Genomic DNA, 15,212 nt, shown 5'->3' on the forward strand with positions numbered 1-15,212 from the left:
CACGAAAAGGCCGTATGCCAACCGAATTCTCCTAGTATATCCCAACAGCGCACACGAAAAGGCCGTATGCCAACCAGATACTCCTAGTATATCCCAATAGCGCACACGAAACGTCCGTTTACTAACTAAATTCTTCTAGTATATTCCAAAAGTGCACGCCAAAGAGCAGTTTTGGCAACTGCCCCCCCTAATATTTCCTTCTATGATGTATAAGCCCAAAAACAAACCGATCACTAATAACAAAGTTTACGAAACATCCTTCTATATTCCTGAAATTTCGTATTGCGAAATACTTATTACCAGATTACAATAAAAATAAAATAAAAACAGAATAAGAGGTTGCAACATGAATCGCAAAATGATTTTGTATACGAAAGCTTTATCTGATTTTGGTATGTTTATGGATTTAATCGTGTTAAACGTTATTATTTACATAGCAACTGGAAGTACGGCTTGGCTCGCAGCAACGATGGCCGCTCGGACGATTGGCGGAGTGTTGTCGAGTCTTTTTTCAGGTATTCTAGCGGATCGTTTTAACCGTAGAAAGATTATGATCATTAGTAACTTTTTACGAGCAGGTATTATATTTGCACTCATTCCTTTTCCTGATCCTACTATGATTATTATTGCATCGTTTTTAATAGGGTTTGTGAATAGTAGTTATATGGTAAGTTTTAGTGCGGAAATTCCACAAATATTTGGTGAAAAGAACACCCTTCCAACCAATGCGTTAGTTGCAAGATTAACGTCATTTGCTCTAGTCGCAGGTTTCTTAGCTGCCGCGCTCATTACAGATTTTCTTGGTTATAAATTAACGTTATTTATTGACGCGACCTTATACTTAATTGCGGGACTGGTTCTTTTACGAATTAAATGGGAGTCTCCATCGACTCGAACGTTAGAGGTGGCCAGCGGAGTTAAAGAAAAATTAAAATCAGTCTGGGTCGATCTTAAAGAAGTGTATTCTTATCTATTAGTCGCGCCGATGTTAATGTTTGTTAATATTGTATTTCTTGTTAGTGCATTTGCAGGGAGTTCTCATAATATGGGGATTCCATTGTTAGCTGAAACACTAGACCCATTGAGGCAAAGCTTTTATTACGGTATGATTTGGGCGGTATGGGGGTTAGGTTCTATTTTAGCAACGTTTACACTCCCTAAATTGCCGTGGATCAAAGACCAAAAAATCTATTTTACATGCTTTATATCAGCTATTTTGATGTCTACTGGATTTATTATCTTTTTATCAGGTTTAAATCTATGGGTGATCATGATCTTTGCCTTTTTCACTGGAATTTTTGATGCTTCATTTAATACGTTGCATGCAACGATCTTGCAACGAACAGAAAATCATATACGAGGGCGGATCTTTGGAGTTGGTATGTTGTTAAAATCACTCGGTTTTGCAGGCGGTTTCCTTATTGCACCATTCATCCTTTCCAACATGACGATGCCACAAATGGTATGGCTTTTGCACGGCTCCTTAATAACGGTTACCTTCATTGTCATGGCATTTGCTATTAGCTTTGTTATACGAGGAAAGAAAGTACTAGAGACGAAAAAAGCATCTTAATAAAGTACATTTGTTTTATAAATAAAAGGTTGTGGGCTGTCTCATAAAAGTGTCCTATCATCTTAGGTAACCTGACTAATTGGTGCTACCGCAGAGATGAGTAGAATGCATTTTTGAATGAGACGGCTCTTTTTTTATTATTTAATTTTTTTGTGAACCAGATTGCGGGGTTTCTCATCTAACGTATAGAAAGAAAGGAGGGACAAAATGAATGAGATAAAAGTCGTCAAAAGAGCTCAACAAGGAGATAAAGAAGCATTTGTCCAGTTAATTGAACAACATCGTAACAGCATGTACCGTATGGCACTAACGATTGTCCATTCAAAAGAGGCTTGCGAGGACGCTCTATCAGAAGCCATCACGAAAGCGTATGAAAAAATAACAACGTTAAGAGAACCGAAATTTTTTAAAACATGGTTGATGAGAATTGTCATGAATGAAAGTTATTCTATTGTTCGTGAGCGTAAACGTGTCGTAGAGTTAACAGAGTGGAACCGAGAAGCGGTTACTGAAACGATGACTACTGACTTTGAATTAGAAGAAGTCATTCAACAACTTCCAGAAGATTTACGAGTAGTCATCGTTCTTTTTTATATAGAACAATGGACGATTAACGAAATGAGTGAGGTATTAAATATAGCTGAAGGAACAGTGAAAAGCAGATTGCATCGAGCAAGAAAGAAATTATTGCCTTTACTAGAAACGAACGAAAAGAGGTGTTCGACTAATGAATAATTTGGATAAACAACTGTCAGAACGGTTACGACAAAACGTGAAAGAGCCACCGGCTTCAGTCGTTGATCGTATGAATAAAACCCTTAATTCCCTGCCAGAACGGAAAAAACGACCGCCAAAGAATTACAAGGTAATGTTCGGTGTCGCTGCTGCTTTCTTTTTAATGGCGATTATTTCAATGCCGATGTTCCAGTCTGTTGTCCCACAAGGAGTTCAGGAAGATTCGCTAAAAGAAAGTATTTTTCAGTTAGTAGGCGAGGGGGGGCTCGAGCAGCTGAGTAAAGAAGGATTAACGTTTCCTATGAACCTATCAGCAACGAGTAACGACATCACGATAGAAATTACAGAAGCGATGTTCGACGGTACGAGGCTTTATTTCAGTTTTATTGAATCCCATCCCCAACCTATTGATCTTGCTGCTGTTTCTGAAGAAGATCTAGCATTAAAAGAGTCGCGTTTTTTTGTAGGTGACCGTGGCGAATATTATCATATGCTTGGAGGTAAACCGACGAGGCAACTTTCCAAAACGAAGGTTGCAGGGGTATTTGGTTCTTCATTTGTAGGTGAAGTCAATCAGCTAGAGGATATAAATATTACGGTTTACCGAGGAGGAGAATACGCAGGGGAATGGGAATTTTTGATCGATGAAATACCTGCAATCGAGGGTGTAAGCTCGTTTATTGTGGACGAAACGTATCTTGTTGACGAGCAGTATGAATTTTATATAGAAAAAGTAGTTCAAACCCCTGTTACTATTGAAGTATATTATTCTTTTGACTACCCGTGGGTCTCTCCAATAAAAGAATACGAGTTGTATCAGTTAAAGGTGCTTGATTTAGAAGGAGAGGCTTACGAATGGCTTTATATAGGCGGGGGTGAAAAAAATAAAGTTTTCAGGGTGTTGTCGAATGGGCAAGATAAAGGAATTCGCCTGCAAGTTAATAAGTTTATGAATGTGAAAGAAGAAAGCAATGCAATGGACAGCAAGGCGTTAAATGAAGAAGTTGTTTTAGATGTAGTCTTAGAATTTGGTGAATAAAAAGTCAGGAAAAAGCACGGGTTAACTAAAGTGTACCCTTTGTAAGGGACATTTTAAACTCCCTGTGCTTTTTATTTTATGCCGATTAGTTTCATGAAAAGGGTATTAATGACATTAAATGGTATGGTTAAACGTTAAGTTAAAGTTTACATAAATAAAATACAAATAATTTTCCATTTGTAGTAATATAATTTCAATGAGTATTTTTATAATATTCAAACAAAAATAACCAGGCAGTGATTATGATGGAAAAAGAGAAACAGGAACATGTGACGTTTACAAAAGAAGAAAAGATGAAAGCAATGAACATTGGCTCGCTTGGCTGCACTGGATGTGGGTGTATGCCTGCATTGACGGCAGGGGTAGTACTCCTTATCGTCTATATTTTTTAAAGGAAGGTGTACATGTGAGAAGGAGTTCAGTTATTTTTTACTTTGCTTTTTTAGTGACATGCTTTTTTTCATTTCAGTTATATCGTTCCATTTCCAATGCTTATACCCCAATTGATGGTCTTGCCAACCTGTTATCTTTATTCATTTTATTTATTCTTGTCATCGTTTCTCTACTTTTCTCAATGAAATTTACGGAATTTATAACTAGTAAATAAGGAATAAAGTTCCTTACCAATAAAAAAACCATCGAAACGCCTATAAATATTTTACAATTTATACTATAGTTAATATACAAATTCAAGATAATATATGGAGGATTTCATGGCGTCGGAATTAGCAAACTTTGAAAAAACAGGACAAAATGTCTTTCAACTAATGAGTGAAACTATTCCAGCAAAAACATTTTTTATAGCAAGTACAAAAAATGAACGGTTCATTATATTAAAAGTGTTTAATAAAGAAGGCGGCTGTACGGTTCCATCTACCTTTAATGCACCACTAAATGAATCTTATTGTAATATGGTCGTTACTCATCATAAACCGCTACTAATAGAGGATACCTCTCGATCAGAACTAGTAAAACATATGCCAGTTACATCCTTATTTACGATTGGTTCTTATTTAGGGGTACCTATCATTCTTGAGAACGGGCAAACGTTTGGAACTTTGTGTGCAATGGACCCAGAACCTAATGTTATAAATGAGAGTCATATTTCAAAACTTGAGACATTTGCTAGTTTACTAGCCAGTACATTGCAACTAGAAGAATATTTCGTACAATTAAAAAAATATGAAATTCAAACGAAAAGAGAACTTCAACTTTCAAGAAAGATCCAAAGTTCTACGTTAATGAAACGTTTAGAAGATGAGAAGCTCTCCATTGACAGCATTTATGTCCCGTCTCATTATTTATCTGGAGACCTTTGTGCGTGGTATGAGCTTGAAGATGGAGTATATGGTTCTATTGTATTGGATGTGATGGGTCACGGGGTATCTTCCGCTTTAATTGGAATGGGAATTATACCAACACTCAAGAAAATTATGATGGATCGGGTGAAACCTTATCAAGTATTAAGCGAACTCAATCGAATGTTACTGGACCTATTTGAAGGTGATGAGGAATTGTTCACTTTTGTTACGGGGATATATACATTAATTGATACGAATAAGCAACGAATTGAGTATATGAATGCAGGTCACCCGCCAGGTCTTTTAATTGATCGAACTGGAATTCAGTCATTAGATCGGGGCTCGATGCCGCTTGGGATCTTTAAAGATCTTCCTAATCATTGCGGGGTAATTGAACTGCGTGGAAGTTGGGATTTACTATTATATACAGATGGATTGACTGACGAATTTCGTGTTGATGGAGAAAAAGGAATTGACACGATTATGAGTTATTACACTCGCTCAAAAGAAAATAACGAGTCGTTTCTACAGTTAATGCGTCAATTTATTTCTGGTGGAGAAGAGTATAGCGACGATATTTGTGTTGTGATGATTTCACCAAAACAAGAGGTCGCTGCTAAAATATAAATGCTGTTTTATTTTAGTGAAAAGTTAAGCATCTGCAAGACTAACGGCTCAAAAGCTATATGTGACTAGTCTAAAAGAGGTCATAAAAATCAGATGGAGAATCTCATTCTCTATCTGATTTTTAGGTTTTGTTGATTTCTTGTAAACAACAGAAACATCATGTAACATTAGTATATATAGGAGGCGATGGGATGTTAAGTGATAAACTGTTAAATGCATTAAATGAACAAATGAATTTTGAGTTTGAATCGGCACATACATATATGGCAATGGCTGCTTGGTGTTCAGCACAAAGCTTAGATGGCTTTGCGAACTTCTTCTTAGTTCAAGCTGAAGAAGAACGTTTTCACGCGATGAAATTTTACAACTACATTAACGATCGCGGAAAGCGCGCCATTATTACTGGATATGAGACACCGAAAAATGATTTTGATACCATATTAGATGTCTATAAAGCAGGCTATGCCCATGAACAATTAGTGACAAAAAACATTTATAAACTTTCAGATATTGCAATGGACGAGCGTGAGCATGCAACGATACAATTTTTAAAATTCTTCTTAGATGAGCAAGTAGAAGAAGAAGCGATGTTTGATAATATTATTGAAAAATTGAAACGAATTCAAAATGATAATAATGCCTTATTCATGTTAGATGATGAATTTTCGAGACGAACGTTTACGCCTGAAGAAAACTAAGAGTCATATATATTGTAAAAGCTGTCTTATGAGTGATTAGCCCAACCCAACTACAAAGGTGGTCCTACTTATTTAAAGTAGTCATCGTTGCGATTGGTGCTAGTTTATAACGATAAGGCAGCTTTTTTTTGACCTTATTCGATTGGATGCTTCAATTTTTTATTAACCAGTGAAATTAAATCTTCAACATCCTGGCAATTTTCTAACTCTCTTTTTTTGATGAAAAGTTCAGCATCATTCTGATTTCGCAATAGCGCACACGGATATTCAACAGTTGGCAACCCTTTGGGGAGATCATCTAAATGATAAAATATAACAGGAAGTGGAAGTGACTGAATATACTTTTTCCACCTTCGCTTCATACTAACCGTACCGTACGTAATCGCGCATAGGTGACATGGGTAAGTATTAGGAGAAGTCCATTTATGAATCGAGTCCAGTACGCCATTCCATAACCCGCTCTTTGCATGGTAAACAAAAATTAATTCTTTCATCCTTTCCCCCTATCTAGATGTCTTTCATTTTACTTTATAGTTCTTATATTAATACATCTCAATGGTAATTTCCCCATTAAGAACTTATGTGTTTTCTTTTTCCTCCATGATTGAGTCTATTCCTTTTAAACTGTAAGCCAAACGGATCCTTTTTCTTTTCTGGCAAAACGTGAAGCTTTTGAAAAGCAATCAAGTATGCGAAAAACAGCCAGATATGTAAAACACGACTCGAACTTCACTAGAAATGAGAAAGATTGACCAGTAACTAAGATAACCTTCACATATTTTCCATCTAACGAGGGAAACTAGAAAAAACAGAATGTGGAGGAAGAACATGACAATGAATTTTGAAAATAACAATCACCAATTACCGAGATTTCCAGAACCGTATTGGCGTGACGAAATCAATTTCCCATCTTTTTCACCGTTAAAAGAAAATATATCTGCAGACGTAGGAATAGTAGGAGCAGGAATTACAGGAATTACACTAGCATATTTATTAAGTCAAGCCGGGTTAAAAGTAGCCTTAATTGATGCTGGCGTGATACTTAATGGAACAACTGGACATACGACAGCGAAAATTACAGCACAACACGGTGTCATCTATGATGAGTTCATCGGGCACTTTGGTGAAGAAAAAACGAAATTATACTACCATGCCAATGAGCAAGCCCTTGCATTTATTAAAAATACTGTTGACTCTTTAAAGATTGATTGTGACTTTAAGGAACAAGATGCATACATATACACAAATTCCGAGCAGGAACTAAACAAATTGGAGAAAGAAGCGAAAGCTTACGAACAACTTGGAATCCCAGGGGAGCTCTTAGATTCGATGCCTTTACAGCTCCCAATGAAAAAAGCACTAGTGATGAGAAACCAAGCTCAGTTTCACCCGATTAAATACTTGCTGCCACTTGTTGAAGAAATTCAAAAAGCTGGAGGACAGATCTACGAAAATACAACTGCTGTAAATATTGAGGAAGAAGATCAGCCCAAAATCATAACGAGAAATGGGCAGTACATTGCATGTAAATATGCTGTTTCTTGCTCACATTTTCCTTTTTATGATGGAATGGGTTTTTACTTTGCAAGAATGCACCCTGAACGGTCATATATCGTTGCTATAAAATCGGAACAGCCGTACCCTGGAGGAATGTACATCACCTCTGAATCGCCGACTCGATCTGTTCGCTCAACGCCAATTGGTAATGAAGAGCTTCTGCTATTAAGTGGAGATGGACATAAAACAGGTAAAGGTGTCAATACGATCAAACACTATGAAGCACTTGCACAGTTTGGAAAGGACGTATTAGGAGTAACGGACATTCGTTATCGTTGGTCTGCTCAAGATTTATACACGTTGGATAAAGTTCCGTATGTCGGGCCAATTACATCAACAAAAGAAAACATCCTCGTCGCAACAGGGTATCGTAAATGGGGAATGACTAACAGTACAGCTGCAGCCATGATGTTAAAAGATTTAATTTTAGAAGGGAGACATCTGTACGAAGACATTTTTACACCATCACGTTTCAATGCAGACCCGAGCATTAAGGAACTCGTGAAAAAGAATGCCGATGTCGCTGTTGAGTTAGTGAAAGGTAAGATAGAACGTGTCGACAAGTTCCCTGAAGACGTAAAAAAGGGAGAAGGCACGCATGTAAAAGTCGATGGCAAAAAAGCAGGTGCTTATCGTGATGAAGATGGGAAGCTTCACTGTGTCGATACAACATGTACGCATATGGGTTGTGAAGTTGAATGGAATGATGGAGACCGCACATGGGATTGTCCGTGTCATGGTTCTAGGTTCTCCATTGAGGGTGATGTGATTGAAGGACCGGCTGATCAACCATTAAAGAAACTAGCAGTTGATGAATAAAAATAAAGTAAATAACGAAAGAAGCAAAAAAACACAGTCTAGCGATTGTGTTTTTTGTTTTGGCGTGTGAAAAAGGGAATTTAGATAGAGACGTCGAAATCACTTATCTAACAAAAAGGTAAAAAAGTCATACAGACGCATACACTGTAGTTTTGGATCGTTTTTGGCATAAACAGAGTCAAGGCAAAGTAAAGGCTGATGGAAAATGACAAATATACAGGGGTGATTGAATGTCTGACATCTATAAAAATAACGATGCTCTAGGGATGGCTGATCTTGTAAAAACAAAGCAAGTTCAACCAAAAGAGCTATTAGAAGAAGCGATACAAGTAATCGAAGAGCAAAATTCTGCATTAAATGCAGTTATCCATAAAATGTATGAACAAGCTGAGTTAGCGATAGAAAGTAATGAGTGGACTGGACGATTTGCGGGAGTACCAATGCTTCTAAAAGATATAACGCAAGAAATTGAAGGTGAACCGATAACTTCTGGTTCAAAAGCATTCGGGTCATACCGTGCGAAAAAAGATAATGAATTTGTGAGACGAGTTCGAAATACAGGAGCTGTTTTTTTAGGCGTAACAAATACACCAGAATTTGCATTAATGGGAATTACAGAGCCCGCCTATCATGGTCCAACAAGAAACCCATGGAATTTAAACTATACCCCAGGTGGCTCAAGTGGCGGTTCAGGAGCAGCTGTTGCAGCAGGGATGGTCCCTATGGCAGGCGCCAATGATGGTGGCGGATCCATTCGCATTCCTGGGGCTTATTGTGGTCTGTTTGGGCTGAAGCCGACGAGAGGACGTACACCGGCTGGGCCGATATTCGGAAGACATTGGCAAGGAGCATCTTCTGATCATGTATTAACAAAATCGGTACGTGACAGTGCTGCGATGCTAGATGAGGTACATGGATTGGAAAAAGGAGCTGCCTTTTATGCACCACCTTTTGACGGAAGCTACCTAGATTGTGTCAATCGACCGGTTGAAAAAAAACTTAAAATTGCGTTCACAACAGAATCTCCTTTAGGGACCGAGGTTCACTCAGAGTGTAAAGACGCAGTCTTAAAGACAGTAAAACATTTTGAACAGATGGGGCATTTTGTTGAAGAACAGGGGGCTCCAGTTGATGGTAAGAAAATTGCAACTGGCTATTTAACGATGTATTTTGGCGAAGTGGCTGCAACTCTTTCGTCATTAGAAGACGTTTTAGGACGCAAAGCTAAAAGTAGTGACGTAGAACCCCAGACCTGGTTATTAGGTTTACTCGGTCGAGCAACGACTGCAGAAGAGTTCGTGTTAAGCTTAAGAGAATGGGATAAGGCTGCATTTGCAATGGAAGCGTTCCATGAAACGTATGATTTATACGTGACTCCAACAACTGCATTTCCGCCTGCAAAAATTGGTGAACTTGAACCAAAACCGATGGAAAAGTTATTAATTAATGCCATTGGCTCGATTGGCTTAGGTGGTTTGATAAAGAAGACAGGTATGGTCGATCAGATTGCTGAGCAAAGCTTAATGCGGACGCCTTTTACTCAACTTGCCAATCTAACGGGCCAACCTGCGATGACAGTACCATTGCATATGACGAAGGACGGGTTACCATGTGGAGTTCAATTTATAGCAGCAAGAGGAAAAGAAGACCTTCTATATCAATTAGCAGGAGAATTGGAACAAACCGATATGTGGATCAATGTTGGACAGTTGATGAAAGAAAAAAGCTAATTGGACAGACTGAACGTGGTTTGTCAGTTGATCCAAATAGCTTTATGAAGATATAGATCTTATTTAAAATAATCTTTTTTTAATGAATCGAGCATTTCCATCGATTTCTTGGCCCAGTCACTACCATCTTCTTCAAGCTTTGTATATTGCTTTTTTAAAGCTTCCTTTAGGGAATCTTCGTAAGCAGGAATTTCACCATCATAAGGTTTGACATACACCGCAGGAATATTCGTTTGCTCTCGGTGGGCTAATGCTCTGCGTTCGTGAAACAAGGTAACATCTGTTTCTTTTGGATTATGTAAGTCACCTTGATCAGGATGCTTAAGAACGGCTAAGACTCTTACAACGTACTGTGAGGGTCTGATGTTCGTAATTTCTCCGATGTATTTGCCTGTTTTATAAATACCTGTGACCTTTTGGCCCATTTCTAATTGATTTTCCATACACAAACACCTTTTCTTTCTTTTTTACTAATGATATCATATCTAAGGGCTTTGTTCGAAGAATACATAACAGACCTAAATCTCATAATACCCTTAGTATGAACGAGCTGTTACTAAAGGATAATGTTATATTTTAACAAAAGTGATAGTAGATGTACTTTAATCTATCGCTTTTTTATTCATCGTGTGGGCAGAATGTTTACAAATAAAGGGGAAATACTTTAAAAAAAGGGGGAAATTAAAATGACAGAGGAACAACAAGAACCACATGTTAATATTGGTGATATCATCCAAATTAATAAGGGGACAGAAAAGGGTGAGCAAGCAAAAGTAATTGCTGTTTATACGAATTCGGTAGCCGTTGAGTTAAACAGAAAAGAAAAGAATGGAAACTTGGCTCGAACAGTAATTAATCATAGTAAATATGAAGTGAAATCATAATTCAACGATTAAAGCAGCAACGTACAATGGCGTTGCTGCTTTTTTGCATTTTATAATCGCTTAAACCCTTCTTCATCTAAATACGCAGTTGCCTCACCATAAGAATTGAAGGTCCCATCTAAGTTTAAACCGGCATACACATTCCACAAATCATCTTCTAATATAAGGGTCAATGTCTGTTTATCACGATTGATCCATGTTTCTTCGGGAGCATCAACAGATAATTCCTCTTCCATATTTGGTTCACTACTAAGGATAGTGATGGATTGCTCAAGAATATCCTTCAATTCATCAGATGTGAAATCACGAATATTGACCATTCCTTTTTGATCGGTAGAGTAGCCTTTCACTTTTCCAATATATACAAATCCATTCCCATTAGGATGAAGATGGTAGACAACATTTTTCTTGTCGCTCTTGCTTTCCTCGTACTGAAAGTTCACTCGTCCAAGTGAAACATCTTTTCTTCTTAATTCATCAAATGACTCAATAATAGCTAATTTTTCTTCAAAGGTTAACATAGTGCCTCCAAATTTTATATGTAGTTTATCCATTATAGCATATCCATTTCCTTATTATAAAAAAACAGGAAGAAGCCACAAATGATGTATGGTTTCTAACAAAAAAGAGAAACTTAATTTTGAAAAATACTTATATGGAGGTACCACTACTTATGAAACGATTACAGTTTGTTCTCGTTGCAGTTGTACTTATGGCTTCACTTTTTTCTGTACAACCTTCCGCGGACGCACAAATTAAAATGTTTAAAGAACCCCCGTTCTCGCACTACAAAGTTTCACGCGGTGATACATTCTGGTTTATCGCCCAGCGTTATGGGTTAGATTACCGTGAATTAATGAGACTTAATCCTGATGTAGAGCCAAGAAATATGCACGTCGGTGAAGTTATTCGTTTAAAACCTGACGCGGCTCATCATAGTGCATTCGAAGATCAAGTGGCAGCGCTCGTTAATCAGGAAAGACAAAAAAATGGCTTAAGACCACTTCAGCACCGAGCGGATGTAAAACATGTTGCCCACAAAAAAGCGGAAGACTTAATTAACTCGAATTACTTTGCACATAACAGTCCGAACTACGGTTCACCTTTTGATATGTTAAGAACATTTGGAGTCAGCTATCGTTCAGCTGGAGAAAATATCGCAAAAGGACAAAGAACACCACAAGAAGTAATGAATGCATGGATGAATTCACCAGGTCACCGTCAAAATATCCTTAACCCTAACTTTGACACAATTGGGGTAGGTTTCTATCACGGTGCATGGGTGCAAATGTTTATTCAAGCAAGATAATATAATGGATGAGAGGCTAATCCTAACATAGATTAGTCTCTATTTACTTTTAAAAAAAGTCGGAAATTTCCTATTTTTTCAAAACTGTGTTACGCTTAGATTACTTTGAAAGGGTGATGTAATGAAAAGTTATACGAATCAATTACTTGAAATGGTCAAGGAATCGAAGAGGGCAATTTCTTACGAAGGGGCTGCTAAGAAGTTAAAAGCGAGTAACCCGCAACTCAAAGATACAAGTAATAACACACTCGTCACAAAGAAGATATTAGAGATGTTAGTAGAACGAGGACAACTTAAGAAAAATAAAACCGGTAATTTTAAATTCTAAAATACAAATAATAATACAAAAGACAACCACTCCTGTGGTTGTCTTTTGTATTAGGCGGTTTGATGATCCGAACTGAATAAGTTATTTAACGATTGAGTGGCGGAATATAGTGAAAGTAAACCATTGCCTTCAGCGCATTTACTAAATCCTAGTGGAACCGTACGCCGAATTAATTGTGCATAAATTTCTGGTTCTGTTAGCTTTCGCCCAAATTCTCTTTCGCAAATATTAATTAAAAGGGCGATCGCACCTGTAACGTGAGGAGTAGCCATGGAGGTACCGGATAATCGAGCATAGTTACTATCATGATATGTTGAAAGGATGTTAATGCCTGGTGCGACTAAGTCAATTTCATCGTTTGTATTCGTAAAGGAAGCTAAATTACGGTTGAAATCGACGGCACCAACTTGAACAACCTCAGGATAGTAACCTGGGTAAGCTCGCTGGAGTGTATCTTCTTTTCCATCACCGTCATTTCCAGCAGCACATACAACCATAATGTCATGGCGAACTGCTTCTTTTATCGCTTCGTGGAGCAATGGAATATCGTGAGGTCCGCCTAGTGACATTGAAATGACTCGAACTTTTTCACCGTTGCTCCCCTCCCAATGAATGGCGTAATGAATGGCGTTAATGATCCAATCGTATTTTCCACCACCAGTACCTGAAAGAACTTTCAATATTAAGAGGTCAGCTTTAGGCGCAACTCCTACGACGCCTCCATTATTTAAAGAGGCAGCTATTGTTCCTGCCACATGTGTGCCGTGTCCGTTGTTATCTGCAAAGTTTTCTGGATCACCGCGAAAATCGGTTGTGAAATTAAATCCATCAATAATTCGATCTTGTAAATCAGGATGGTTCATTTGACAGCCAGTATCTAATACCGCAATAACAATGTGATCTCCTTGTTCCGTATCCCATATTTGCGGGGCTTCAACCATGATAACTCCCTTTGGAACTTTTTCTTCTGCATATGCAGAAACTTCTTCTACTTGATATGGAATTAAACGAACTTCAGAACTCATAGAACTCCTCCTTTTCATGTCAATTGGTGATTGAACGTATAAGGAAACAAATTTTAGCATTTGGTAGTTAATAGTTTGGATAACATTTTTACACTTAAATAAACAAAATTACCATTGGCTGATTGTTTATCCTTTGTATCGTTAGTAAAATGAAAATAAAGCTGTTGGTGGTGAATATGGAAACGATACAAGTTGGAAAGGCCATTAGAGAGTTAAGGAATTATTTGCGCCTGTCTCAAAAAGAATTAGCCGAAGGAATTTGTACTCAATCTCTGATCAGTCAAATTGAATGTGGGGATGTTTCGCCGTCTGCAGATGTGCTTTATAAGATAGCTAACCGATTTGGAGTGGATATTAATTATTTTTTTGATATAACGGATTGTCCACGATTAGATTATGTGCAAGAAGTGTTCTTCCAAATCCGCCAAGAAATTAGAAAGCGTAATTACAGAACAGTTTCGCAGATGATTGAGCGTGAGATGCCCAACCCTTTATTTCAAACGAAGGTAAATCAACAATTTATGCTATGGCATCAAGCGATTTGTTTATTTTATATTCACGGGGATGCTAATCAGTCTCTTGAGATGCTAAAAGGAGCTGTTGAACATACCGATACAACATCTAAGAATTTTTCGGAGAGGCAAATTGAGATCTTAACGAGCATCGCGATTATCTACAGTGAAATTAGTGATTTTAAGAATTCCATCTCGCATTATGAAATGGCACTGTTTCATCTAAAAAAGCGACCGGTTGTCCAAGATAAAAGTATAAAAATAAGAATTTTATACAATTATGCGAAGACGCTAACAACAAACCGTGACTATCAACGTTCCTTAGATCAAGTCAACCGAGGAATTAAGTTATGCATCGAACACGAAATCATGTGTCTATTCGGTGAGTTACACTTTCAAAAGGGAAAGAATTTGATTGGCTTAGATCATATACAAAAAGGAATACAGTACTTAGAGAAAGCCAAAATGATATTTGAATTAGAAGGAAACGAACCATTTGCAACGATTGTCAGAAATGAAATTATCACTTATACGAATGTTGGATGAACAGCAAACCACCCCACAACGATCATTTTTTTATTTTCTCAATTAGAAGAATGACTAGGTTTACAAGAGTTAATAAAAATACACCGGTTGCTAAGAATACCGTCATTGCATCCACTGTTATCACCCCTTTCTACGGGGGGATTATTGGCTGTTCATCATGGGATTGTAGACGACATCTTTCATACCTTTTAAGAACTCCCTTTTTATAGTATAGGTTGACTTCTCAAAATAATTTATCTACTAGTCTTTGTTTGATATTCCTCGTTAGTTAGTAAGGCGGTCGAAGTCAACCATAGACCCTTGGTGCTTTAGTGACGATGAGGTAAATCCTCTTGAACTTTAATTGGAGTAGAATCTAGTTCTGCACCTGTGTAATTAAAGCCAGTTAATCCGACTAGAATTGCTAAGCTCGCAATGCAATGAAGTAAGAACTTTTTCACTTTCCATTCCTCCTTTATAAATAGGTGTATTCTATTCTATGTTCAATATATCGTATTTCAGAATTTTCTGTATTTTAATTCTCCTAGGC

The 15,212-nt window shown here is 37.5% G+C and carries 17 protein-coding genes; 12 read left to right on the forward strand and 5 right to left on the reverse strand.

Annotated features, from left to right (window positions below):
- Positions 1-346: 346 nt before the first annotated feature.
- The 6 genes from AC2VNP_RS12675 to AC2VNP_RS12700 all read left to right on the forward strand — a co-directional run bounded on the left by AC2VNP_RS12675 (position 347) and on the right by AC2VNP_RS12700 (position 5,973).
- The gene (locus AC2VNP_RS12675; RefSeq protein WP_486917676.1) at positions 347-1,573 is read left to right on the forward strand and encodes an MFS transporter; all 1,227 of its coding nucleotides are present in this window, start codon (positions 347-349) and stop codon (positions 1,571-1,573) included.
- A 207-nt stretch (positions 1,574-1,780) separates the two neighbouring features.
- A complete protein-coding gene (locus AC2VNP_RS12680; RefSeq protein ID WP_486917677.1) occupies positions 1,781-2,308 on the forward strand; it encodes an RNA polymerase sigma factor in 528 nt (175 codons plus the stop codon).
- Entirely contained in the window at positions 2,301-3,347 is a 1,047-nt protein-coding gene (locus tag AC2VNP_RS12685; RefSeq protein ID WP_486917678.1) for a DUF4179 domain-containing protein, read from the forward strand. The genes AC2VNP_RS12680 and AC2VNP_RS12685 overlap by 8 nt, the downstream gene beginning before the upstream one ends.
- Positions 3,348-3,589: 242 nt before the next feature.
- Positions 3,590-3,739, forward strand: coding sequence for a hypothetical protein (locus tag AC2VNP_RS12690; RefSeq protein WP_486917679.1), 150 nt, complete (start codon positions 3,590-3,592; stop codon positions 3,737-3,739).
- A gap of 321 nt (positions 3,740-4,060) precedes the next feature.
- Positions 4,061-5,275: a GAF domain-containing SpoIIE family protein phosphatase gene (locus tag AC2VNP_RS12695; protein WP_486917680.1), complete on the forward strand. Its 1,215-nt coding sequence runs from the start codon at positions 4,061-4,063 to the stop codon at positions 5,273-5,275.
- A 191-nt stretch (positions 5,276-5,466) separates the two neighbouring features.
- Positions 5,467-5,973, forward strand: a complete 507-nt coding sequence (locus AC2VNP_RS12700; protein ID WP_486917681.1) for a ferritin — start codon at positions 5,467-5,469, stop codon at positions 5,971-5,973.
- Between the two features lie 134 nt (positions 5,974-6,107).
- Here the strand turns inward: AC2VNP_RS12700 and AC2VNP_RS12705 are convergent, their stop codons facing one another.
- The gene (locus tag AC2VNP_RS12705; RefSeq protein ID WP_486917682.1) at positions 6,108-6,467 is read right to left on the reverse strand and encodes a hypothetical protein; all 360 of its coding nucleotides are present in this window, start codon (positions 6,465-6,467) and stop codon (positions 6,108-6,110) included.
- Positions 6,468-6,801: 334 nt separating this feature from the next.
- Between AC2VNP_RS12705 and AC2VNP_RS12710 the strand changes: the two genes are divergently transcribed.
- Together AC2VNP_RS12710 and AC2VNP_RS12715 are read left to right on the forward strand one after the other, a co-directional pair.
- Entirely contained in the window at positions 6,802-8,349 is a 1,548-nt protein-coding gene (locus AC2VNP_RS12710; RefSeq protein ID WP_486917683.1) for an FAD-dependent oxidoreductase, read from the forward strand.
- Positions 8,350-8,579: 230 nt separating this feature from the next.
- Complete coding sequence (locus AC2VNP_RS12715) at positions 8,580-10,079, forward strand: amidase family protein (RefSeq protein WP_486917684.1); 1,500 nt, start codon at positions 8,580-8,582, stop codon at positions 10,077-10,079.
- Between the two features lie 59 nt (positions 10,080-10,138).
- Here AC2VNP_RS12715 and kapB read toward each other — a convergent pair whose 3' ends face one another.
- Complete coding sequence (gene kapB, locus AC2VNP_RS12720; protein ID WP_486917685.1) at positions 10,139-10,522, reverse strand: kinase-associated lipoprotein KapB; 384 nt, start codon at positions 10,520-10,522, stop codon at positions 10,139-10,141.
- A gap of 243 nt (positions 10,523-10,765) precedes the next feature.
- Here kapB and AC2VNP_RS12725 point away from each other — a divergent pair, with 243 nt between their 5' ends.
- A complete protein-coding gene (locus AC2VNP_RS12725) occupies positions 10,766-10,963 on the forward strand; it encodes a DUF2187 family protein (RefSeq protein WP_275120215.1) in 198 nt (65 codons plus the stop codon).
- Positions 10,964-11,013: 50 nt separating this feature from the next.
- Here the strand turns inward: AC2VNP_RS12725 and AC2VNP_RS12730 are convergent, their stop codons facing one another.
- Positions 11,014-11,484 carry a hypothetical protein gene (locus AC2VNP_RS12730; RefSeq protein ID WP_486917686.1) on the reverse strand — a complete coding sequence of 157 codons (471 nt, stop codon included), beginning with the start codon at positions 11,482-11,484 and terminating at the stop codon, positions 11,014-11,016.
- Between the two features lie 152 nt (positions 11,485-11,636).
- On the opposite strand from AC2VNP_RS12730, the gene AC2VNP_RS12735 reads away from it, so the two are divergent.
- Positions 11,637-12,272: a CAP domain-containing protein gene (locus AC2VNP_RS12735; protein WP_486917687.1), complete on the forward strand. Its 636-nt coding sequence runs from the start codon at positions 11,637-11,639 to the stop codon at positions 12,270-12,272.
- A 121-nt stretch (positions 12,273-12,393) separates the two neighbouring features.
- Complete coding sequence (locus AC2VNP_RS12740) at positions 12,394-12,600, forward strand: hypothetical protein (RefSeq protein ID WP_486917688.1); 207 nt, start codon at positions 12,394-12,396, stop codon at positions 12,598-12,600.
- Between the two features lie 50 nt (positions 12,601-12,650).
- Here AC2VNP_RS12740 and AC2VNP_RS12745 read toward each other — a convergent pair whose 3' ends face one another.
- Positions 12,651-13,625 carry a S8 family peptidase gene (locus tag AC2VNP_RS12745; RefSeq protein ID WP_486917689.1) on the reverse strand — a complete coding sequence of 325 codons (975 nt, stop codon included), beginning with the start codon at positions 13,623-13,625 and terminating at the stop codon, positions 12,651-12,653.
- A 176-nt stretch (positions 13,626-13,801) separates the two neighbouring features.
- Between AC2VNP_RS12745 and AC2VNP_RS12750 the strand changes: the two genes are divergently transcribed.
- Positions 13,802-14,683 (forward strand): helix-turn-helix domain-containing protein, encoded by an 882-nt coding sequence (locus AC2VNP_RS12750; RefSeq protein ID WP_486917690.1) that lies wholly within the window; start codon positions 13,802-13,804, stop codon positions 14,681-14,683.
- Between the two features lie 308 nt (positions 14,684-14,991).
- Here AC2VNP_RS12750 and AC2VNP_RS12755 read toward each other — a convergent pair whose 3' ends face one another.
- Positions 14,992-15,123: a hypothetical protein gene (locus AC2VNP_RS12755; protein WP_486917691.1), complete on the reverse strand. Its 132-nt coding sequence runs from the start codon at positions 15,121-15,123 to the stop codon at positions 14,992-14,994.
- Between the last annotated feature and the right edge of the window lie 89 nt (positions 15,124-15,212).

The organism is Alkalihalobacterium sp. TH-98, from assembly GCF_057473385.1.

Bases quoted from the DNA above. Each gene is read 5' to 3' on its own strand.
- AC2VNP_RS12710 (WP_486917683.1), top strand. From the start codon at position 6,802: ATGACAATGAATTTTGAAAATAACAATCACCAATTACCGAGATTTCCA.
- AC2VNP_RS12735 (WP_486917687.1), top strand. From the start codon at position 11,637: ATGAAACGATTACAGTTTGTTCTCGTTGCAGTTGTACTTATGGCTTCA.
- AC2VNP_RS12750 (WP_486917690.1), top strand. From the start codon at position 13,802: ATGGAAACGATACAAGTTGGAAAGGCCATTAGAGAGTTAAGGAATTAT.
- AC2VNP_RS12685 (WP_486917678.1), top strand. From the start codon at position 2,301: ATGAATAATTTGGATAAACAACTGTCAGAACGGTTACGACAAAACGTG.
- AC2VNP_RS12740 (WP_486917688.1), top strand. From the start codon at position 12,394: ATGAAAAGTTATACGAATCAATTACTTGAAATGGTCAAGGAATCGAAG.
- AC2VNP_RS12695 (WP_486917680.1), top strand. From the start codon at position 4,061: ATGGCGTCGGAATTAGCAAACTTTGAAAAAACAGGACAAAATGTCTTT.
- AC2VNP_RS12730 (WP_486917686.1), bottom strand. From the start codon at position 11,484: ATGTTAACCTTTGAAGAAAAATTAGCTATTATTGAGTCATTTGATGAA.
- AC2VNP_RS12690 (WP_486917679.1), top strand. From the start codon at position 3,590: ATGATGGAAAAAGAGAAACAGGAACATGTGACGTTTACAAAAGAAGAA.
- AC2VNP_RS12715 (WP_486917684.1), top strand. From the start codon at position 8,580: ATGTCTGACATCTATAAAAATAACGATGCTCTAGGGATGGCTGATCTT.
- AC2VNP_RS12680 (WP_486917677.1), top strand. From the start codon at position 1,781: ATGAATGAGATAAAAGTCGTCAAAAGAGCTCAACAAGGAGATAAAGAA.
- AC2VNP_RS12700 (WP_486917681.1), top strand. From the start codon at position 5,467: ATGTTAAGTGATAAACTGTTAAATGCATTAAATGAACAAATGAATTTT.
- AC2VNP_RS12725 (WP_275120215.1), top strand. From the start codon at position 10,766: ATGACAGAGGAACAACAAGAACCACATGTTAATATTGGTGATATCATC.
- AC2VNP_RS12705 (WP_486917682.1), bottom strand. From the start codon at position 6,467: ATGAAAGAATTAATTTTTGTTTACCATGCAAAGAGCGGGTTATGGAAT.
- kapB (WP_486917685.1), bottom strand. From the start codon at position 10,522: ATGGAAAATCAATTAGAAATGGGCCAAAAGGTCACAGGTATTTATAAA.
- AC2VNP_RS12745 (WP_486917689.1), bottom strand. From the start codon at position 13,625: ATGAGTTCTGAAGTTCGTTTAATTCCATATCAAGTAGAAGAAGTTTCT.
- AC2VNP_RS12675 (WP_486917676.1), top strand. From the start codon at position 347: ATGAATCGCAAAATGATTTTGTATACGAAAGCTTTATCTGATTTTGGT.